19 protein-coding genes are annotated in these 20,687 nt (G+C 68.4%); 16 read left to right on the top strand and 3 right to left on the bottom strand.

Going from position 1 to position 20,687, the window contains the following annotated elements; translation table 11 throughout:
* Positions 1-212 precede the first annotated feature (212 nt).
* The 10 genes from ACILR4_RS12635 (at position 213) to ACILR4_RS12680 (ending at position 5,510) form a co-directional block, all read left to right on the top strand.
* Positions 213-1,055, top strand: a complete 843-nt coding sequence (locus ACILR4_RS12635) for a hypothetical protein (RefSeq protein ID WP_395701213.1) — start codon at positions 213-215, stop codon at positions 1,053-1,055.
* Positions 1,056-1,203: 148 nt separating this feature from the next.
* The gene (locus ACILR4_RS12640) at positions 1,204-1,443 is read left to right on the top strand and encodes a hypothetical protein (protein ID WP_395701214.1); all 240 of its coding nucleotides are present in this window, start codon (positions 1,204-1,206) and stop codon (positions 1,441-1,443) included.
* Positions 1,443-1,811, top strand: coding sequence for a hypothetical protein (locus ACILR4_RS12645; RefSeq protein WP_395701215.1), 369 nt, complete (start codon positions 1,443-1,445; stop codon positions 1,809-1,811). Before ACILR4_RS12640 ends, ACILR4_RS12645 begins: the two co-directional genes overlap by 1 nt.
* A 2-nt stretch (positions 1,812-1,813) precedes the next feature.
* Positions 1,814-2,143 carry a hypothetical protein gene (locus ACILR4_RS12650; protein ID WP_395701216.1) on the top strand — a complete coding sequence of 110 codons (330 nt, stop codon included), beginning with the start codon at positions 1,814-1,816 and terminating at the stop codon, positions 2,141-2,143.
* Positions 2,140-2,349: a hypothetical protein gene (locus ACILR4_RS12655; RefSeq protein WP_395701217.1), complete on the top strand. Its 210-nt coding sequence runs from the start codon at positions 2,140-2,142 to the stop codon at positions 2,347-2,349. The genes ACILR4_RS12650 and ACILR4_RS12655 overlap by 4 nt, the downstream gene beginning before the upstream one ends.
* Positions 2,346-3,317 (top strand): helix-turn-helix domain-containing protein, encoded by a 972-nt coding sequence (locus ACILR4_RS12660; protein ID WP_395701218.1) that lies wholly within the window; start codon positions 2,346-2,348, stop codon positions 3,315-3,317. The genes ACILR4_RS12655 and ACILR4_RS12660 overlap by 4 nt, the downstream gene beginning before the upstream one ends.
* Positions 3,310-4,050 (top strand): hypothetical protein, encoded by a 741-nt coding sequence (locus ACILR4_RS12665; RefSeq protein WP_395701219.1) that lies wholly within the window; start codon positions 3,310-3,312, stop codon positions 4,048-4,050. The genes ACILR4_RS12660 and ACILR4_RS12665 overlap by 8 nt, the downstream gene beginning before the upstream one ends.
* 5 nt (positions 4,051-4,055) lie before the next feature.
* Positions 4,056-4,673: a KilA-N domain-containing protein gene (locus ACILR4_RS12670; protein ID WP_395701220.1), complete on the top strand. Its 618-nt coding sequence runs from the start codon at positions 4,056-4,058 to the stop codon at positions 4,671-4,673.
* Positions 4,674-4,881: 208 nt separating this feature from the next.
* On the top strand, positions 4,882-5,109 hold the full coding sequence (locus tag ACILR4_RS12675; protein WP_395701221.1) for a hypothetical protein: 228 nt from the start codon (positions 4,882-4,884) through the stop codon (positions 5,107-5,109).
* Between the two features lie 71 nt (positions 5,110-5,180).
* Complete coding sequence (locus tag ACILR4_RS12680; protein ID WP_395701222.1) at positions 5,181-5,510, top strand: hypothetical protein; 330 nt, start codon at positions 5,181-5,183, stop codon at positions 5,508-5,510.
* Positions 5,511-5,914: 404 nt separating this feature from the next.
* Here ACILR4_RS12680 and ACILR4_RS12685 read toward each other — a convergent pair whose 3' ends face one another.
* The gene (locus tag ACILR4_RS12685; protein WP_395701223.1) at positions 5,915-6,178 is read right to left on the bottom strand and encodes a hypothetical protein; all 264 of its coding nucleotides are present in this window, start codon (positions 6,176-6,178) and stop codon (positions 5,915-5,917) included.
* Positions 6,179-6,323: 145 nt separating this feature from the next.
* Here ACILR4_RS12685 and ACILR4_RS12690 point away from each other — a divergent pair, with 145 nt between their 5' ends.
* The 6 genes from ACILR4_RS12690 to ACILR4_RS12715 all read left to right on the top strand — a co-directional run bounded on the left by ACILR4_RS12690 (position 6,324) and on the right by ACILR4_RS12715 (position 20,181).
* Complete coding sequence (locus ACILR4_RS12690; RefSeq protein WP_395701224.1) at positions 6,324-7,124, top strand: hypothetical protein; 801 nt, start codon at positions 6,324-6,326, stop codon at positions 7,122-7,124.
* A 168-nt stretch (positions 7,125-7,292) separates the two neighbouring features.
* Positions 7,293-8,393, top strand: a complete 1,101-nt coding sequence (locus ACILR4_RS12695; RefSeq protein WP_395701225.1) for a hypothetical protein — start codon at positions 7,293-7,295, stop codon at positions 8,391-8,393.
* A 1-nt stretch (position 8,394) separates the two neighbouring features.
* Positions 8,395-8,997 carry a hypothetical protein gene (locus ACILR4_RS12700; RefSeq protein WP_395701226.1) on the top strand — a complete coding sequence of 201 codons (603 nt, stop codon included), beginning with the start codon at positions 8,395-8,397 and terminating at the stop codon, positions 8,995-8,997.
* Positions 8,994-10,253 carry a hypothetical protein gene (locus tag ACILR4_RS12705; protein ID WP_395701227.1) on the top strand — a complete coding sequence of 420 codons (1,260 nt, stop codon included), beginning with the start codon at positions 8,994-8,996 and terminating at the stop codon, positions 10,251-10,253. The genes ACILR4_RS12700 and ACILR4_RS12705 overlap by 4 nt, the downstream gene beginning before the upstream one ends.
* Complete coding sequence (locus ACILR4_RS12710) at positions 10,253-20,047, top strand: PLxRFG domain-containing protein (RefSeq protein ID WP_395701228.1); 9,795 nt, start codon at positions 10,253-10,255, stop codon at positions 20,045-20,047. Before ACILR4_RS12705 ends, ACILR4_RS12710 begins: the two co-directional genes overlap by 1 nt.
* Positions 20,044-20,181 carry a hypothetical protein gene (locus ACILR4_RS12715; protein WP_395701229.1) on the top strand — a complete coding sequence of 46 codons (138 nt, stop codon included), beginning with the start codon at positions 20,044-20,046 and terminating at the stop codon, positions 20,179-20,181. The genes ACILR4_RS12710 and ACILR4_RS12715 overlap by 4 nt, the downstream gene beginning before the upstream one ends.
* 4 nt (positions 20,182-20,185) lie before the next feature.
* Here ACILR4_RS12715 and ACILR4_RS12720 read toward each other — a convergent pair whose 3' ends face one another.
* Both ACILR4_RS12720 and ACILR4_RS12725 read right to left on the bottom strand, forming a co-directional pair.
* Positions 20,186-20,434: a hypothetical protein gene (locus tag ACILR4_RS12720; protein WP_395701230.1), complete on the bottom strand. Its 249-nt coding sequence runs from the start codon at positions 20,432-20,434 to the stop codon at positions 20,186-20,188.
* 19 nt (positions 20,435-20,453) lie between these two features.
* Complete coding sequence (locus tag ACILR4_RS12725; protein WP_395701231.1) at positions 20,454-20,672, bottom strand: excisionase; 219 nt, start codon at positions 20,670-20,672, stop codon at positions 20,454-20,456.
* Positions 20,673-20,687: the final 15 nt, after the last annotated feature.

The raw sequence follows: 20,687 nt of genomic DNA on the forward strand, positions 1-20,687 counted from the left end.
CTTGCGAGGCAGCTCAAGTTGCGGGCGCTCGCCGGAGCAAGGATCCGACATTGGTTTCGGTACCCTTGACCTCGGCTGAGGTGGATCGTCTCGTGAGCGAGGGCAGGGCGCGACAGCGACCACCTGCCGACTGGTCTTACTGGTCGCACGTCCCAAAAGCCGAGTTGTGGCAGTGCGTCGCGTTGTCCCTGGGCACCGAGCCAACCGAAGACATGCGCGGCACCAAGCCGGTGGAGCCAGTCATCCGCGACGTGCGCCATCGGCCATGGTTTGATGGTCACGGCAGGGAAGACCTACGCCTCCGACTGAAGATTGCGCTCGCCAGCGTCGGTTTCGACAGGACCTCGCCACTGCGCCCCGTCGGGCCCGTGCAAGAAGAGATGGCGATCAATCAGTTCAGCCTGGCCGAGTTCGGAAGATGGGCGCGTGAGCATTGGCCCAATTCGGTCGACCCCAGGTTGCCTGGTGGAGCGCCGGAGCCCAAATTTGCGGCGATGCGCGGGCCGGCGGTGAGGACGACTACGACAGAGAGCGTAGCCGCCCCAGACGAGAGACGAATCGCGAACCCACCGAGTCAGCTACCTACCGAGAAGCTCGCTGAGCTGGTGGGCCTGACCGGCCGCACGCGGGAGAAGGTGGCCGAGCAGTACGCCGGATTCGTGCAGCAGCACGGACGCGCGAAGGCCGACGAGCTGCTCGATCGCGCATTGCAGGCGGCGCGCGACAAGACGAAGCCGCCGCCGGCCGAGCCCCAGGCCGCGAACGTCGAGCCGGCGCCAGTCGCGCGTGAAGATGAAGACGCGCGCGAAGATGAAGACAAGTGGAAGTCCGTCGCGCTCGAAAAGGCGAAGCAGATTCGAAAGGAGCGCAAGGCCGGGGGCCTCTTTCCATCGCTTCTGATCGTCGCCGAGGAGATCGAAAAACAGTTCAGGGCGGAAGGTGTTCAAGGCAAGAACGGACACCCGCTGAGTGCGGAGACGATCAAGAGGCACGCGCTCGTCGGCCAGGGGTTCGCCCGCAGGGCCGTATCAACGGCCAGAAGTCGGGGCAAATAGGGCGCATGTGGTCGGGGCAAACTGTTGCCCCAAGAATTCTCAACTGCAGCAGGGACTTAGCGTCGGTGCGGTCCCTTGGCCGCGGCCGGCATTGCCCCGACAAGATATGGGTCATCAGAACCGGCGCTGAGCGCCGTTGAGGTGACCCATGCAACAGGCAGCCGAGAGCGCGGCGGATGGATACCCGCCGCTGGAATCGATCAAGCGTCCGACCGTCGATACCAGCGCAGCGGCGTACTACCTGAATCGTCGACCCCAGACGCTGAGAATCTGGGCCTGCACCGAGCAACGGGCGCCGATCCGGCCGATTCGCATCAATGGCCGACTCGCTTGGAGGGTGGCCGACCTCCGCCGCTTGGTCGGCCTTGACGCGAAGGCCGCTGAGTGATGTCGACCAACATCACCACGGTCACCGCGCTGGCAGCGCTGCGCGACCGGTGCATCACGCCTCACCGCCGCCTGGGCCACGAAGCCACCGACGCCGTCGCTCACGCCCACCTCGTCGATGCGGCACTCCGGGCACTGGAAGTCGCGGTGCCGAACCTCGCGCTGGTCCTCGCCGCGGCCGGCGCCCACCTGTTCATCGCCCCCGGCTCCGTGGCGGTGCACGTTGGTGACCTTGCCGATTTCGTCGAGCTCGAGCGCGTGGCAGACCTTGCCGAGATCGACCGCACGCTGCAAGCCTCGATGCCCATGGATGTACAGGCGAGTGGGTGGCTGGCCGGGGGCGCATTGACGACTGCGGGAGTGCACTGATCATGGCCGCTCACATCGACGTATACGGAGCGAGCGAATTCGAGGCACCTGGCCTGCACTGGTCCTCGCCCCTTCGCGCTTTCGGCGAACAGCCTACCGACTCGGTCGGTCATGCCGCGATTGTCGAGAAGGCGGAGAGCTGGTTGCGCGAGAACCTTCCGTGGGTTCTCGCGGCCGCCAAGGTCTATGGGCTCTATCTCCACTGCGATGGCGCGGCGATCTTCCTGGTGCTGCCTGGCGAGGGGGCGCCGCCGCGCATGGCAATGCACCTCATCGGCGTGATTGAGGGCGCAGAGCAGGCGCTGCCGGCCACCAAGGGGACGCTGCAGTGACAACGGCCACTTCTACGTGTGTCGACGGCGGCGCCGATGCCGCCACCAAGGCCTTTGCGACCCTGCAGGCCCGCCTGGCGCTTGCGGGCTTCACCCTTGAGCGCACCGACCGCGGCGTGCTGATCGTCAGCCGCGGGCTGCGCCACCGCGAACTGGGTTCGCTGGCCGAGGCCGAGCAGTTCGCGAAGCAGGTGGGCGCGTCGTGAGCAACAAGATCACCAGCCTCTGCCGGCCGCTGAAGATGTCGCCGGCGCAGAAGTCGACCTTGATGTGCATCGCCGACTTCGCGCACGACGACGGCGCCGACTGGCACAGCCAGGCGGCCATCGCCGAGTGGACCTGCCTGTCGAAGCGTGCGGTGATCGATGCCGTGGCCTGGCTTGAGGCCGAGGGCTTCCTGAAGATCGAGCGCCGCATCGGTGCGAACAGCCGCACGCTGCTGCAATTGGATCGCATCGAGTTGGCAGCAAAGCAGTGCGCCAGCCGCACCAGTGCAGATGCCGCACCAGTGCACCAGGATCACCAGTGCACCACGCGCACTAGTGCAGATGCTTCAGGGGACCAGTGCAGCTCCCGCACCACCACCAGTGCAGTTGCCGCATCAACCAGTGCGGCAGCTGCACCCGAAGCACCAATAAGCATCAGTGAAGCATCAAGTAAGCATCAGGGCGCCGGTGGATCCGCCGCCAAGCCCATGGACCTGATCGGCGCCAACTCGGCGCCGGCGCCGGCGCAGGCGCGAGTCGGTCGGGCAGAAGGGACAACTGCCAGGACCAAGGCCGCGGTGCTGCCAAAGGTGCAGGTCGCGACTGCGCCAACGCGGCAGGCCTACGTCGAGGCGTACCGATCCAGGTACGGCGCGGAGCCGGTGCTGGCCGCCAAGGCGAACGCGCAGCTCGTTCAGTTCGTTCGTGCCGTCGGCGTAGAGCGCGCACCCGCGATCGCGAGGTTCTTCGTTCAAAGCAGCGAGCCGTTCTATGTACGTCGGTACCACGACGTTGGCCTGCTGCTCAACGATGCCAACAAGCTGAACACACAACTTTCGAAGGGTGCAATGGCGGACCGCAGGGGCACGTCGCCGTTAACCACCGAGACCGCAGCAAAGAACGAGGCGGCGAAGCGCTTGGTCTTTGGTGCTGCGCAGCTACACGACACGGAGATCATCGATGCGTGAGACGGATTTCGACGAGTTCAGCGCGCTGCTCGACGGCACCTGTGCCCTCTTGAGCCGAGGGGCCTACGTCCCCGACGCGAACAGCACCGCAATGTTCTTCCGAGCGGTGCGAGCTTGGAGCATCGAGGCTGTGCGGCAGGCCTTCGATCAGCACATTAAGGACCCGCAGCGCGGACGATTCGTTCCTCTGCCGGCCGACATCGTTGCCCAGCTGCAGGCAGTGGTTGCCAACGATGGGCGGCCAGGTCCTGAAGAGGCGTGGGCCACCGTACTTCTTGGCCGGGATGAGGCGTCGACCATCGTCTGGTCGGCCGAGATGGCTGAGGCCTATGGGATCGCGCGGCCGGTGTTAAACCACGGCGATGAAGTTGGCGCCCGCATGGCCTTCAAGGAGGCGTACCAGCGGCTCGTTGCGACAGCGCGCGCCGTTGGTCAGCCGGCGAAGTGGACCGTCTCGATCGGCTTCGACACCGCGCAGAGAGAGCGCGTGCTGAACACGGCGCTGGCTGCTGGGCTGCTGAGCGCGCCAGATGTCGCGGGCCTGCTGCCGCCGCCCGAGGCGCCGGCAAGTGGTATGGCCACGGCGGTGCGAGAGCGCCTGCTGCAGTTGCGCGAAAGCCTTGTTCGCAGTCGTGAAGTCGAGAGCGCCGATGCTATGGCCAAGCGCGAAACAGCTGCCGCCAAGATCGCGATCAAGCAGCGCATCGCTGGGTACGAAGGTCGAAAGGGCTGACCGCCATGCGACCGCCTTCCACTATTCGCCGGATCGGCGACGGCAATTCGCCGTCCCGCACACTGACGCGCGAGTACCAGCCATCGCTGCGGGTCGAGTTCACGGCCGATGCCTGGTTCAACGCGACGACCGTGGCAGCCAGGTTCGGCAAGCGCCCAGCCGAGTGGCTGCGGCTGCCGGAGACGCAGCGGTATCTCGATGCACTGTGCCGAAGGGCTGAAGTGGGGAAATCCCACTTTGCTCGAACCGCCCGTGGCGGCGCCGCCGGCCGCGCGGGGACGTGGCTTCATCCGAAGCTGGCCGTGCCCTTCGCGCGCTGGCTGGACGTCGACTTCGCGGTCTGGTGTGACGAGCAGATCGACGCGCTGCTTCGCCAGCGGGCCGGTGTCGAGACCGCGCAGCGCCTGCGCGAGGTTGGGGAGCTCTGGCACCAGCGCCTGCAGCTCGAGGCCAACGATGCAACGTCGAAGGCCCTGGCCAGTGCAGGCTCGCGGTTGATGCTTGACCGCCGGCGCATGCTGCCCTGCCTCACGACGAGGCGGGCCGAGCTGGAGGACGCGATGCAGCCCAGCCTATTCAGCATTGGCCGGCCACCGGCCGATCACGAGGGCGCAGGGAAGTGAGCACCAGGGTCAGGTCTGCTGCCTTGGCGGTTACCACCCGTTCGGTTACCACTGAGTTAACGCAGCAGGCCGGCTGTGCAGCCCTGGGCCGCGGCTGGATCACCACAGAAATCACACGGAACCACAACAGCCGCAGCCCGATGCCGCAGACGCTCAGTTCTGCCCAGGTTGCCCGCCGCGCGCGTGCCGCCCGCCAACGGAGACGAGCATGACCGACACCCAGCGCGAGCCGGCCAAGCGGCCCGATCGCACCGTGCGCGAAAGGGTGGCGCGCTTCCGTGCCAAGCACCCACGCTTCGATTGGACCCCGAGTGACGAAGCCCTGCGCGTCTTCGATGAGCACCGGCGTGCGCACCCGACTTTGAGCGCCTCGGCAGTGCTCGATCGCCTGGTTGTCCTGGCCCATCGCGCCGTAACCGGTAACTTGAAAAGGTAGCGGTCGCAGAGATGTCCCACACGAGCGACGCACGGGCTTCCGTACCTTCGCGGCCGAACGCGAGGTGCACGATGCGCTACCTGATCACCGACTTGATCGCCGACACAGCACCGCCAGCGCCGGCCTGCTTCAGTTCCGAGGCCGCTTGGCGCGACTGGCTGGCAGCGGCTCACTGCTCGGGCGAGCGCGTGGTTCGGCGTGTCGACATCGGCAAGACGCGAGGCGCCCGAGAGACTTATTTCGAAGTGCTGCCGGTTGGTCGCGTCGACTACTGCGCCGACTGCCTTCCGGCGCGGCGCCAATGCATGATGAGCGCCGGCCGGTGCAAGCCCTCGGCCGCAGCCATCGAAGCCGGCACCGTGCCCGCTGTCAGCCCCGAACCACTGCGCGAAGCGGCCTGACAAGGCCGGCTGCCGACACGCTGCGGCGATTGACCGCAAATTGACGGCGGTTGACGCGCCAGTTGACGAGGCCAACGCGCAGGAACACTGCCAAGGGCGGGCGAGCGCAACTGCTGCGCGACAGCGTGTTCGCATGGCGGGCCGCATCCGGCAGCTCAACCTTGGCGTGAGCCGCTCCTGAGCCAGCCACCCCGCGATGCCGGCCGGCGACCACCCGAACGAGGGAAAGCCCTGCAACCGGCATGTGGCACGATCGCCGCTCACGCCGAAGAGCGTTGGGAGGCTGACATGCGTGAACTGCACCGTTTCGGAGGCCATCGGCTTGTGCGATGGTTCTTGGTGGCCTGCTGGATGATCCTGGCCACCGCCAATGCTCGTGCCGCCTGCACCGGCTGCTGTTCAAGTCACGGTGGCATCTCCAACTCCTGTGCGGCGAACGGCCGTGTGTACTGCAAGGACGGCACCGTGAGCCCGTCGTGCACCTGCAGCACCTGCGGCGTGTCCAGCGGTCCCTCCGCCCCGACATGCAGCCTGGTTGCATTGCCGACCACCATCACCCTCGGCGCCTCCAGCCAGCTCAGCGCAAGCTGCACGCCGACGCCCACCTCGTACATCTGGACCAACTCCGATTTCAGCTCGAGCCAGGCCAGCGGCACGGTCAGGCCCACGGCCACAACGACTTACTCGGTGCGCGGCTCAAACGCCGGTGGCATCGGAAACACGGCCAGCACAACCGTCACGGTGACGGCACCAGCCTGTGCTGGCGGCGCGGAGTGGAACGGCTCAGCTTGCGCCTGCCCGGCCGGCACAACCATGGTCGATGGTGAGTGCTATGCCCCCTTGCCGGCCACGACGTGCGGGGTTGAGCGATGGTCGATCAAGACCGGTACGGACGTTGGTGCCTCGGCGGTCAACACCCGCGCTGCAGTCCCGTCGAGCGTTGCGGCCATGGGGGCCATCCCGGCGCCGGCGTCGCTACCACCCACTACCCGCATCTCGCCGGTCGAGCTCACAACCTACGTGGTCGATGCGACGCTGATCAAGTACCGTTTCACCGACGACTCGGACTATCACTTGGTGCTGGCCGACGCCGCTGGCCGGACAATGATTGCCGAGTTGCCGCATCCGGACTGTGTTGGAGCGGCAAGCCCATTCAAGGGCGCAATCACTGCGGTTCGCGCAACGTTCGATGCCCAGTTGCGGGCTGGCACGACGTTCAAGTCGGTGGCGATCCCGGTGCGCATCCACGGCATCGGCTTCTGGGATTCGATCCACGGCCAGACCGGCGTCGCACCCAACGGGATCGAGCTCCATCCCGTGCTGCGGCTGGAATTCAACCCGGTGGGCCCCCAGGGCAGCGTGGTCGGCTATCCGCTGGTCACCGATTCCGATCGCCTCTTCAATTGGGCCGAGGCGGCCTACCCTGACTACTTTCCGAAGCCTGGCACCGCTGGCACGTTCGAACGCTACACCTACCGCTACTACGCAAAGACGGGCAACTACGTGGCCACCGCCGGCGGCCGCGTGATCGTGCACAACGGGAAGGACTGGAACCTGCTCGACGTTGGGTCGCTTGCGGACTTCATGGCTGGCGCAGCGGCGGCTGGGTTTTGATGCGCATGGCCTAGGCCAAAAGGCGAACGGCCGGCTCGCGGCTGGCACGATTCTTTCGGGACTATCCGCCAACCCACACGAACCCGTTTCCGCGTGATCTACGCTCGGCGCGCCGCATTTCGCCGGGCTGGTTCTGCACGGCGATGCGCACCGATCAAGGAGAGCGCTTTGCCTGCAGCCATACCCCTCGTTGCCTCGTTCGCCGCCGCCGGGAGTGCGGTGGCAGCCGCAGGCGGCATCGCCGCCGCCATGGGTACGGTGACCGGCTTCCTTGCGGTGGCCGGTGCCGCGCTGACCACCGTTGGCGTGCTGACCGGCAAGAAGGACCTGACGAAGGTCGGCTCGCTCATGGGCCTGGGCTCCAGCATCATCAGCGGCTTCGGCAACGCCGCGGCCGGCCAGGCAGCCGGTGAGGCGGCGGGCGATGCCGCGAGCGAGCAGGCAGCCCAGGAGGGCTTCCGCGCCTTCGAGCACGCCGATGCTGCCGCAGGCGGCGCAGGCAGTGATGTCGTCGCCGATGCGGCCAGTGCCGGCACGGTGGCCGGCGGCCCAGGCGAAACGGCAACCCTGCAAACCGCTGGCATGGACCAGGCCACGGCCCAGGCGGCCAAGGCCGGAGCGGCGGGCGAAGCAATCGATCCACTCCAGCGCGCGAACGACTTCCTCGACGAGGCCAGTGCGAACAGCGCCTCGGCCGCGGTGAAGCCTTCGCTGTACGACTCGGCGCAGGAAGCGTTCCGACGAGGCGAGCTCAACAGCAACTCGATCTACAGCCAGCCGGTCGTGCCCGGGGGAGTCACGATCAACGGCCAGGTGATGCGCGTCGCGCCCGATGCAGTGGCAGAAGGCGCGCGTGGCCTGACAGCAGACGAGATCAACAACCTGGTCAGCCGCGGCGACAACCGCGTGGCGAACCTGCTGGACCGCGGCGGCTTCCGGCGCGCCGAGATCCTCGACATGAATGCATCGCCGGGCGCCGCGGCGCCGATCGGGCCCAGCGGCGTGACGATCGGTGGTCGCGTTATGAGCACTGGTGGTGGTTCGGCGGCGGGTGGTCAACCATCCCTGTGGGATCGCGCCGCCGAGCTGGCCAGCCGGACAGGGCAGTTCATCGAGCGGAACCCCAACCTCGTGCTGGTGGGCGGAAAGATGCTGGCCGGCGCATTCGGACCGGAGAGCGAAGAGCTCGACTGGAAGAAATCCATCTACGCCCGCAAGCTCGCGAACCTCAATTCCCCAGTTCGCCTGACCTTCGGCGGAGGTACCTGACATGGTCGCTATCACCCAAAAAGCGCGTGAGCGCGATCCTGCCAAGCGCCTCGGCGCGCGCCCATTTATCCCGCAGGGCATGGAAGACATCGTGGCGCGCATCTCTGCCGCGGGCCAGCGGATCATGTACTCGCCGCAGATGCGCGATGAGCTGAAAGCCGCGGTGGCCAGCAAGGCGCCGATCGCGCAGAAGCTGGCCGAATCGGTCACTGGCCTGATGCTGACGCTGGACCAGAAGATGCCCGGCGGCATCCCCGAAGAGGCGCTGTTCCCCGCGGCGCTAGACCTGCTGGGCGAGGCCTCGGATGCGTTGACCGAGGCCGGCCAGAAGGTCACGCGCACCGAGTACGGCGAGGCCGCGCTGCTGATGTTCGTGCTGATGGCCCGCAAGCTCGGGTACAGCGACGAACAGATCATGGGCGTCGCGGCGAAGGCGGTCGGTGCGACACCCGAAGAAGCGCGCCAGGCGATCCCGGCCGCGAATGCCATGCAAGGTGCGCGGCCCCCGGCCGGTCAAGCACCTCAAGCACCCGAGGAAGCCGGCGAGCAGCCTGGCCAACCGGACGAGGAAGAACAAGCCATGCAGGAGGGCTTTCAAGCATGAGCATCTTCGCGCGCGCGCTGGCGGGAGCCGGCGAAGGCATGGTCTCGGTCGCCGGCAAGTACCTGGACGAGCAGCTGGCCATCAACAAGGCGAAGGCCATCGAGGACTTGCGATTGATGTCCGAGCAGCAGATGGACCAGTGGCGGAACTCGCCGGATCGACGCGCCGCACTGCGCGACGAGGCGCTGAAGGACAAACAGGCCGAGTTCGATCAAGGTGTCCAGCAGCAGATCTCGGAGGCCGGGAACACCGAGCTGACCCAAGCGAAGATCAGCCAGGCAAACCAGATCACCGCCGGCACCGCGCCGACGAAGGCAGCGGCCGAAGGCGTGATCACGCGTGCCAAGAGCGACAACACCGCGCATGTCCTGCCACCGGGCAACGTCCTTGCGGTGGGCGACAAGATCGTGGCGCAGAGCCCCCGGCTCTCGCCGGCGGAGGCCAGCCTCGCTGCGTATCGCGAGGGTCTGAAGGGCCCCGGCGCCGGTGCCGTCGACAAGATGAGCGAGGCGGGGAAGGAACAGCTGAGGGGCATCGAGCACCGGGACTCCGAGCTGCAGAAGACCATTGAAACCGGCATCGCCAACGGCTCGTTGAGCGCTAGCGCGACGGGCCCGGACGGCAAGCCCTCACCGGGCTATGCGAACTATGTGTACTTGGCGAAGCAGCAGCAGGCGATCGGCCTGCAGCGCATGCGGCTGCTGGCCAGCGAAGGGGTCCTTGACGGCAAGGAGGCTGCCGAGCAACTGCTGGCCAGCGGGCCGACGGGCCCCGACCTCGAAGCGAGCGTCGCGCAGGCCGATCGCATCGGCAGCAAGTACGCCCGTGACTTCCGTGCGGCCCTGGAGCCGGCGTTGAAGTACGCCCGATCGCCCGAGTACATGATGCAGTCGATCCGCGCTGACGCCGAGCGGACGGGAACGAAGGACTATCGGGTCGAACTTCCGGGCGTGAAGACGGCCGTGGGCAATGCGAGTTGGGACACGGCCTCGGGCCAGGCCCGCAAGGGCCGAGGGGCCGGATCCGAGTCGCCTGATGTCGCCGAGCTGCGCCGACTGGAAGACCGCGTGCGCGAGGCAAACGTCAAGGTTTTGACCTACGGGTCGCGTCAGCGTCAATCTGACCCGCGTGGTTTTGCCCAGGCCCAGCAGGAACTCGAAGCCGCCAAGGACGAGTACCGCGCCGCGGTTGACCGTACCGGCATTCCGCCGGACCAGGCGGTGTTTCGAGGCCCTCGCATCGGAGGCGGCGAGTAATGGCAACTCTTTTCGACATGTATGGGCTGACCGCGCCCGACGAGGCCGAACAGCCGGCAAACCGGCCGAGCCACAGCGTGGCGGGCGGACTGAAGCGGTCCTTCGCCGAGCTGCCCGAAGTCGGCTCGGGTGTGCTGGCCTACGGTGCCGACGCGATGGGCGCGACCGGCACGCGGGACAAACTGCTGGGCTACGCTCAACGCAAGCAAGAGGACATCGCCGCGAAGTACCCGGCAGCCTCGTTCAGCGAGATGCTCGAAGGGAAGGTGAGCCCAGCGGACTTCCTCGCTGACGCGACGGGCTATGTGGCTGGCCAACTGGTCCAGTCGCTCGCCACCGGCGGCTTGACCGCGCTGGGTTTCAAGACGCTGGCCAAGGGCGCGGCCATGCAGGCGGCGAAGACGGCCACCGAGCGTGCCGTTGCTGCTGGGCTCGCGCACGAGGCGGCAAAGCAAGTCGGCCTGGATGCAGCTGAGACGGTTCTGACGCGCGCGCTGCGCTCTGGCGCGATCACGGGCGCCGGCGCGCACAACGTCGGCCAGGAGCTGGGCTCGATCTTTCTGGACGCGGAGGACGAAGCGCGGCAACAGGGACGAGAGCTGGACGCGGGCGACCGCATGCGGATCGGGCTCTCCGCGCTGGCGGCAGCGGCGGTGGACACCGCCATGGAGGGTGTCAATGTCGGCCGCGCCATGCGCGGCGGGCGAGGCGCGTCATTCGGAAGCCGGCTCGCACGAGAGGTTCCGGCCGGTATGGCCCGCGAAGGCTCGACCGAAGCCATCCAGACCGGCATCGAGCACTACGGCGCCGGCCAGCCGATCGCCGACGACAAGGGCCTGCGCGACATCATCGACTCGGCCGCGGTGGGCGCTGTCGGCGGCGGCCTGGCCGGCGGCGGCGCTTCGCTGCACCGTTCGCCAGCCGCTCAGAGCCTCGCGCCAGCGCCGACCGAGCAACCGCTCGCGCCCGCCGTCGATGTGCCGATGACCGCAACGACGGCCGGTCCGACCGGCATGCAGAAGCTCGCCAGCGGCACCACCATCGACGAGGTGATTGCCGGCGCTCACGAGGTGGCCGATGTGCCGCTCACCGGTGGCCTGTCCGCCGGCCAGGAAGCGCGAGCGCTCGATTCGCTGGACCGCCAGGCCCAGCGCGACATGGACGCCATCCGGCAGGCCGGCCGGTCCATGTCGCTGGACGAGCAGCGCCGCAGCCCGGCACCGCCGCCCACTGCCGCCGCGTCGGCGAGCGTGTTGGACACCGCGCCCTTCGGCGACCGCGTGCTGACGCTGCGCGAGCAACTCGCCGACCCCAGCATCCGAGACCAGCTGCGCGCGCTGGACCCGCAGGCCTTCTCGCTGGTGTCCCAATACGCCGGCATCGCTGACCGGCCGGACATCAACATGCCGGAGAAGACCCGGGAGCGGCTGCTGGGCCTGGCCGAGATGATCATGTCGCGCGCCGTGGCGCAGCCGCTGGAAACCGCGCAGCCCGGCCCGAGCGCGACCCGCGTGGCCGCCGGCCCGGCGCTGACCCAGCCGGCCAGCGTGCCCAGGCTCGAACTGGACACCGCGCCCACTGGCGCGATCCGCGTCGACAGCACCGGCAGTGCGGCGCCCGAGACGCGCGCCGATGTGATCAGCACCAAGCAGCGCGTCGATGCGATGCGCAAGCGACCCGACGGGTTCGAGCAGCAGGTGCAAGGCCGGCCGCTGCCGCGCGACTTCACGCTGGTGGGCGACGGCACGTTGACCCCGGGCACGATGCCCGCCCGCGAGCCGGGCCAGCTGCCGGCGCTGCCGAACTTGCCCGGCAAGCGCGGCGCTTTCGAAGCCGCTGAACGCGACCAGGCGGCGGCCGCGGCGCGCAAGCCCGACGAGCTGGATGCCATCGCTGCAGTGAAGCGCGCGGGCGAGGCCCCGGCACCGACGGCACTCGGCGAGGCCATGCGCACGGCCATCGACCGGCAGGCGAACGAAGCGGCCACCTCGCTGGCCAATGCGAAGCCCGATCCCACGGAGGCGCAGAAGAAGGCGGGCAACTACCAGCTCGGCCACATTCGTATCTCGGGCCTGGACATCAGCGTCGAGAACCCGGCCGGCTCGACGCGCAGTGGTGTCGATCCGAACGGCAAGCCGTGGTCCACCACGATGGCCGCGCATTACGGTTACTTCAAGCGGACCCGCGGCGCCGACGGCGATCATGTCGACGTGTTCGTGAAGCCGGGTACCGACTCGGATTTCGACGGCCCGGTGTTCGTCGTCGACCAGGTGGACCCCGACACGCGTGCGCACGATGAACACAAGGTAGTGCTCGGCGCGAAGACCCGCGAGGAAGCCGAGGCGATCTACCGGGCGAACTACGACAGGGACTGGCAAGGCCTGGGGGCAATGACCCGCATGTCACTCGACCGCTTCAAGGAGTGGCTGGCGGACGGAGACACGACCAAGCCCCTGGCCACGGACCTGCAGCGCCGCGTCGAAGCCACGCGCCGGCCATCGAACGGTGCCGCCGGCGAGCAAGGCGGCCTGCTGCCGAAGGCCAAGCTCGCCGAGCTGGTCAAGCTGACTCAGCGCAGCCGCGAGGACGTGGCAGCGCAGTACGTCAGCTTCGTGCAGAAGCACGGCCAAGCCAAGGCCGACCAGATGCTGGACCGCGCGTTGCAGGTGGCGCGCGAGCGGCCGAAGCCTGCGCCCGCCGTCGCGCCAGCGGCACCAGAGTCTGCCGCACCAGCCGCTGCAGCGCGCGCTGAACCTGCGCCAGTGCCGAACACCAACGCAGCCGAGACGGCACCACAGCCCCAAGCGGAGCACGCTCCAACCGAGGCCACCGGCACGGTTGCACCCACGACAAAGGCAGCGCCCGATCGGGCCGCGAAGCGCGTGCGGGGCCGCTTGGTGCAGCAGGAGGTCGACATGGGCCTGGCCCGCGTGCGCGAACTGCGCGCCGCTGGCCGCATCACGGCGGCCGAAGCCATGGAGGCGATCAGCAGCGCGCGCAGCGCGGGCGAGCCGGCCGATGCTGCCGCGAAGCTGGCCGACTTCCTGCGCGAGAAGGACCGCGCGCCGGTGCCTGATGCGGAGCCGCCGCGGCAGGCCGATGCCAGTCGCCCGCGGCGCTCATCGGCCAGCCCGGCCAACGATGCGGCTGCGCTGCGGCAGCGCCTGGATCGGCACCGGGCCATCGCCGCCGAGCTCAATGCGGGCCGGTCGATGACGACCTCGCTCGGCCGAGTCGATCTGACGCCGGACGACCGCAGCGCCATCATGCGCCGCGCCGCGGAACTGCGGACCGAACTCGCGCGCACCTTGCAGACCGGTGTCGCGAGCGCCGCGGCCAAGCAGGCGGTGGCCGAGCGCATCGACGCGATGCGCGCGGAGCTGGTGAAGGTCGACCCGTCGGCGGCCGATGAGAAGGCGGGCGAACCTGAATCGACGCCGCCCGCCGCTTCGAAGATCGAAGACGCGGGCGAGAAGATCGGCGGCGCCCGCAAGGACCGCTGGGCCGAGCGCGGTCTCGACGTGAGCGACCTCGATGCAATGGCCGAAGGAGAGGGCGCCGAGTTGGCCACCAAGGCCAACGTGTGGAAGCCGGACTACCAGGCCATCGCGGCCCAGGCCGAGCCGGTGACCGCGGCGATGGTCAAGGTGGTGTACGACTCGCTGGCGGCCAAACCGCGCCAGAACACGCCGCAGGGCCGCCGCGACTACGTGCGCGCGATGCAGGCGGTGCGCAAGGTGTACGGCGCGGTGAGGTCGGTGCAGGAGGCCAAGGACGCCTATCAGCGACTGCGCGCGGAGCTCGGTGTTCCCGCCGTTCGCATGGGGCTGAGCGAGCTGTCTGAGGACCAGAAGGCCGCGCGCCGCGCGCTGTTCTCGGTCTACAAGGGCCGCAGCGACCCCTTCGTGTACGGCTACAACGAGCTGCAGCGCGCGAAGGCCCTGGTGCAGGACGGATTCCCCGGTTCGATCGAGCCGTGGACGCGGCGCTTCGTGATCCGTGCATTGGACGGCGCTGGCGTGACGGACCGCGGACTGGAGCTGATCCAGCGCGACGCGGCCGCTTCCGGCACGCCGCTGACGGCCGAGCAGATCCACGCCGGCTACTTCGAGGTGCGCGACAAGGCCGGCCGCGCGCAGGCCTACCTGCCGACTCGCGCGGACGCCGAGCAGGCCGCGAAAGCCCTGTACGAAGCGACCAAGGGCAAGGGCAGCGAGAAGGCCGAACCCGAGCGCCCGCACCTGGACAAGATCGTGCGCGAGGGCATGGACCAGGCGATCGACCGCGATGCCACGCCGCAGGACCTGCTGGACACCTTCGGGTTCCGCGGGGTCGAGTGGGGCAACTGGAGCGCGCAGGACGAGCGCCAGCGCATCCTGAACCTGGCCTATGACGCGCTGTCGGACTTGGCCAAGATCATGAACGTGCCGCGCAAGGCCCTGAGCCTGAACGGCACGCTGGGCATGGCTTTCGGGGCCCGCGGTGGCGGCCGGTTCGCGGCGCACTACGAGCCCGGCAAGCTGGTGATCAACATGACCAAGCTGCGCGGCGCCGGCAGCCTGGCGCACGAGTGGGCCCACGCGCTGGACCACTACCTGGGCGAGATCGAGCGCAGCGACGCCTACCAGGGCAAGGCGCGCGGCGCCAGCGGATGGTATGGCCAGCGCTCCTACACCGGCCGCGACGCGCCGGCAAACCTGCGCCCAGAGCTGGCCAGCGCCATCGACCGGGTGATGCGCCGGCTGTTCGAGGGCACGATCGACAAGCCGACGATGCTGGCCGACTTGCAGGCGCAGCACGAGCGCACGCAGGCGCTGGCCGCGCGCGAGACGGACCCCAAGCTGAAGGCCGTGTACACCGACTCGCTGGCGCAGCAGCAGCGCCGGATTGCCGAGGTGAAGGCGGCGCCAGACGACACGACCTACCCCCGCGGCAAGTCCGACTACGCGCAGCAGGCGCAGAAGCTCTCGGGCAAGAGCGCCGATGGCTACTGGCTGCGTCCGACCGAGATGTGGGCCCGGGCCTTCGAAAGCTACGTGTTCGACCGGCTGGTGGCCATGGGTGCCAAGAGCGAGTACCTGGTGCACGGTGTCGAGCAGGACCGCTTCGCCGACACCTCGCGCTTCAAGGGCAATCCGTACCCGTCCGGCGCCGAGCGCGCGGCGATCAACAAGGCGTTCGACGCCTTCGTGTCGGAGCTGAAGACCCGCGAGGACGACGCGGGCCGGGTGGCGCTGTTCAGCCGCGCCGCCGGCGACGATGCGAACGCGCTGCGCGCGCTGAGCGAGAACGACGAGCTCTTCGCGCTGCCGAAGTCCAATGCCACGACCGTGGAGGGCATCGCCGCGGACATCGACCCCGAGATCAAGATCACGCCGCGCAAGATCCCTGGCGAAACGCGCTACGACCTGACCATGCCTGACGGCAAGACGGCGCGACTGATCGTGCGCAAGCCCAACCCCTACGGCCCGACGCTCTACGGCTTCGATCAGGTCGACGGTGAGATGTCCAATGTCTTCGAGGGCCGCCCGGGCGAGAACCCTGAAGCAGTGCCTGCCGCCAAGGAGGACGTGTACATCGATGCATCGCTGCTCGAGTCGGGTGGCGCCGGCGCGAAGGTCTACCAGATTGCCGCGATCTTCGCGCACAACACCGGGCGCATCTTCATCGGCGACCCTGCGGGCCTGAGCGACGAGGCGTTGCGCCGGCGCACCGAGCAGATGCTGTCGAGCGCGCTGAAGTTCGGCACCACCGAACACCTGGCGCCGCACCCGCGGCAGACGGCGGGCGACAAGGCGCTGGGTGTGCCGCCGCTGAAGTGGGTCTACGGCGACGACCTGGGCAACATCCGCCGGATGGTTGAGCTCAACCTGCAGGCGCTGGACAATGCGGGCTATGGCGACTCCGTCATCAGCTTTGATCCAGGCGCTGGCCGATTCCGAGACTCGGGTGGCGAGTTCCTTTCCCGCGCTGACATCGACGCGCTGGCAAAGGAAGCCGGTCTCGGCCGACGAGGCCAGGCAGGCGGCACTACGCTTGCGCGAGGCGCTGTGCTGCGTGCCCTTCTACGCGAAGAGGGCCGAGAGGGCGCGGCTGGCCGGGGACGAGATGGCCTACTGGCTCGGCTTGCAGGCCTCGGAGGCGACGCTGCGCAGGCTACCCAAGGCATCTTCTACTCCCGAGACCCCGAAGCCGTCCGAGGCCTGAGCCGCGCCGAGGCCGAGGCGGTCCTTGCGCTGCCGCAGGCGCTGATCGACCGGCTGCTCGGCCGCCGACCCAGCCTTGAGCAACTGCGCGACGTCGTGTCGCGGGCTGACGGGCTCGATGTTCAGGTGGCCCAGTCGGTCGACGACCTGCCGGCCGCCCAGCGCAAGAAGCTCTCCGCGCGCGTGCCCAATGGCAACGTGCGCGGGGTCTACTTCCCCGACATCGACCGTATCTGGCTGATCGCCGATCACCTGCACAGCGAGGCTGAAGCCACCTTCGTGCTGCTGCACGAAGCCTTCCACCGCGGCCTGGCCAAGACCTTCGGCCCCGACGCGCGCCGGGTGCTGCGGCAGATGTACCACACCAACGGCCGGCTGCAGAAGCTCACCAAGGAGCAGATGCAGACCCATGGCATCGGGCAGGACGAGGCCATCGAGGAAGCGCTGGCCGACCTGGCCGGCCGCGGCGAGGCCCGCGACCTCAAGGGCTGGCAGCGTCTTGTCGACATCATCCGCCGCTGGCTGGGTGACTTGGGGCGCGCACTGGGTTTCGAGCTGCGCTGGACCGACGACATGGTCGAGGACTTCGTGGCGGGAACGGCGCGCGCGGGGCTGCAGGGCGAGCCGCATGTTTCGGCCGCGGCGGCCACGGCCAGCCGGTCAGAGACGACGCGCCGGCGCTACTTGAATGAAAGCAAGAGCCCCTCGTTTGGCGGTCCGTCTGGGCTCCAATTGCCCAGGGTCAACCGCCCACCGAAGGGCTCGGAGAAAATTGTACGCACCCAGCAAGACCTTGTGAACTTGCGGGCGCAGCAGGGCGGCGAGCCGCGCTTCAGCCGCACCGACGGACCGACTGCGGCACAGGATCTCGTGAACGCCAAGGGCGGCGTCTTCGACTTCAACCGCCTGGGGGCCACGCAGCAAGACCGCGTGCGCACCGTCGTCGACGGCAGCCGATCGTTCTGGCTGGGCGCCCTCACGCGCGACCAGCTGGCCGACATCTATGGTCGGGAGATGCCGCAGGTAAAGGACTACGACGCCTTGACCCGGGCGATGGAGAACGAGCGCTCGAAGATCGCCCAGGACGCCGATGCGCTATACAACGAGTGGGCCAAGCTCGACAGCGACGCGAACGACAGGCTCGCCCGCGTGATGCTCGACGCGACCGTGCACAGCGTGCACCCGGATGGCGAGTTCACCACCATCAAGGGCAACGACGCGGCGACCGAGGACGAGCGCCGCAAGGTGCACAAGCGCCTGCGCCGCGAATTCGCCGAACTGCCCGACGCGGCCCAGGCGATGTACGGCAAGGTGCGCGACTTCCACGCCGGCATGCTGGAGCAGCTGAAAGCCGGCCTGGAGCACCGGATCGAGCGCCAGGTGAAGGACGGCAAGGCCCGGGCGGCCACGCTCACCAGCATTCGCCAGGCCTTCGACCAGTACAAGGAGCACGGGCCGTACTTCCCGCTCTCGCGCTTCGGCGACTTCCTGGTCATTGGCACGCGAGAAGACGGCGAGCGCGTTGTGGCCAGCTACGAGACGGCCGGCGAACAGGCGACCGCGGCGCGCGCGCTGCGCCAGGACGGCTTCACGGTGAAGATGAAGACGGCCAAGCAGTACACCCGCGCGCTCGATGGCTCGGCCGGCCGCTTCGCCGGCGACGTGCTCGCGCTGCTGAACGGCCTGGACTTGAGCGAGGCCACACTGGGCGGCAAGGCGACCGACCTGAAGACCCGGCTGATGGACGACGTGAACCAGCTATTCATCCGCGCGCTGCCCGACCTGAGCTACCGGCGCCACTTCGCCCACCGGCAGAACACCCCAGGTTTCAGCGCCGACGTGATGCGCGGCTTCGCGTCGAGCGCCTTCCACGGCGCCAGCCACATCGCGCGCCTGAACTACGCGGACCGCATGAGCTTCGCGCTCGAAGACGCCTATCGGGCAATCGAGCGGGCCGACGACGGTGACTTCAACAAGCACACCCAGGTGCTCAACGAGCTGGCGCTGCGGCATGACGCGGCGATGAACCCGAACACGCACCCGTTCGCCGCGCTGTTGAACCAGGTGGGCTTCATCATGTACCTCGGCGCCTCGCCGGCGGCCGGGCTGGTGAACCTGCTGCAGACGCCGATGATCACGCTGCCCTACCTAGGCGCGCGGCACGGCTTCGGCAAGGCGGCCGCCGGGCTCGCGAAGGCGACGAAGGACATCCTCGCGGCCAAGGCCAACCGGCAAAGCGGGTGGAACGCCGTCGACAGCCCGAAGCTCACCGAGGCCGAGCGCGAGACCATGCGCAAGCTGCAGGACGAGGGGGTGATCGACCTGACCCAGGCGCACGACCTGTCCGCGGCCACCGGCCTGGACACCGGCAACGTAGCGCGCTCGAAGGCCGCCTTCGCCATGTCGCGCGCGATGAAGATCGTGGGCTGGACCTTCCACGTCCCCGAGGTGATGAACCGCCAGGCGACGGCGCTGGCCGCGTATCGGCTGGAAATGGAGGCCTCGGGCGACCAGGCCAAGGCCGAGGATGCTGCGCGTGAGGCGATCAAGCGCACGCACTTCGACTACAGCTCGAGCAACCGCGCGCGCTACATGCAGGGCAACCTGGCCCGCGTCGTGCTGCAGTTCAAGCAGTACGCGCAAAACATGACCTACCTGCTCGGGCGCGCTGCCTACCAGGCACTGAAAGACGAGGACCCCGCTGTGCGTAGCGTGGCCCGCCGGCAGCTGGTGGCCACGTTGGGCGCGACCTTCGCGATGGCCGGCGCTCTGGGCCTGCCGGCGGTGGGCGTCATCGGGCAGCTGGTGGGTGCCTTGGTCGGTGCCCTCGACGATGACGACAAGCCATGGGATTGGAAGGCCGAGCTGCGCAACCTGCTGGCCGACACCTTCGGCAAGGAGGCGGGCGAGGTGCTGGCCCACGGCCTGCCGCGGGCGCTGATGCCCTGGGATGTGGCCAACCGGGTCGGCATGTCGGACCTGTGGTTCCGCTCGAACGACCGCGAGGGCCAGTCGCCGCGCGAGGCCTTCGCCAACGACATGGCCAACATCCTGGGGCCCTCGGCCGGCACCTTGCTGGGCTGGTACACCGCGGCAGACCAGATGGCCCGTGGCAATTGGTCGAAGGCGGCCGAGGCCATCACGCCGAAGTTCGTCCGCGACGTGCTCCAGGCGAGTCGGATGGCAACGGAGGGCGTCACGAGCTACAAGGGCGAGCATGTGATGGACCTCACGCCTGCCGAGTCGCTGGGCAAGCTGCTCGGCTTCACCCCGGCGCGCGTGTCGGAGACCTACGAAGCCATGGCCACCGTGAAGAACGCCGAGACCGCGGTCCTCGATCGCCGCAAGCTGCTGATCGGCAAGGCGGCGCGCGCCCGCATGGAAGGCGATGGCGAGGCCGCTGCCGAAGCGGCAGCGGAGATCGCGGAGTTCAACCGCCGCAACCCGGCCGAGCGGATCAAGGGCGAAGCGATCGTGGCCTCGGTCCTCGCGCGTCGGCGCCACGAGCGCGAGACCGCCGACGGCGTGTCATTGCCGCCGGCCCGCGATCACTTCCGCGAAGCTGGCCGCTTCGCTGTCACGCAATGAAGGCCGAGGTCGCTGTAGCGCTGCTGGTGCTGGGGATCGTCGCCGGCGGGCTGTCGCCGGTGCTGCTGGTGGTCGGGCTGGTCTTCGGCGGCCTGTACGCGCTGGCGCACTGGATCGGCGGCGGGCGCAAGTAGCGGGTCAGGCGTCGCGCTGCGCGCGCACGACATCGCGAACGGCCTTCAGCGCGACCTGGGCCAGGCGTCCCAGTCGGGCGCGTTCTTGCAGCGCCACGATGCGCGCTTTCTGGTCGGGGCTCGCGTTGCGCACGCGCTCTTCTACCTGGCGGCGGGTCTCCGCACGTTGGACGTAGGTGACGATCGGGAAGCGCTTGGTCTGCTGCATGTGCGAGCCGGCCGTGCCTGCCACCTGCTGCGTGAATTGGCCCATATAACGAGTCTGACACGCGTCACTTCTTGATCGCTTTCAGTCGCTCCACCAGGGTCGAATAGTCCGGGTCGGGCACACCGATGCGCTCGGCATTCTCAAGCACATAGTAGGCCTTGCCAACGAGTTCCGGCGGGGGCTGGATTTCCCCCTCTCGGGCCCAACGTCGAAGGGTGAACAAGGGTGGCGGCGGGTCATAGCGCCGGGAGGCCCATTCCAACAGAAGGATCTTCTTCGCCATGCAAGCAGCCCTCAT

This window comes from Aquabacterium sp., from assembly GCF_044226965.1.
Classification (GTDB): Bacteria; Pseudomonadota; Gammaproteobacteria; order Burkholderiales; family Burkholderiaceae_C; genus Pseudaquabacterium.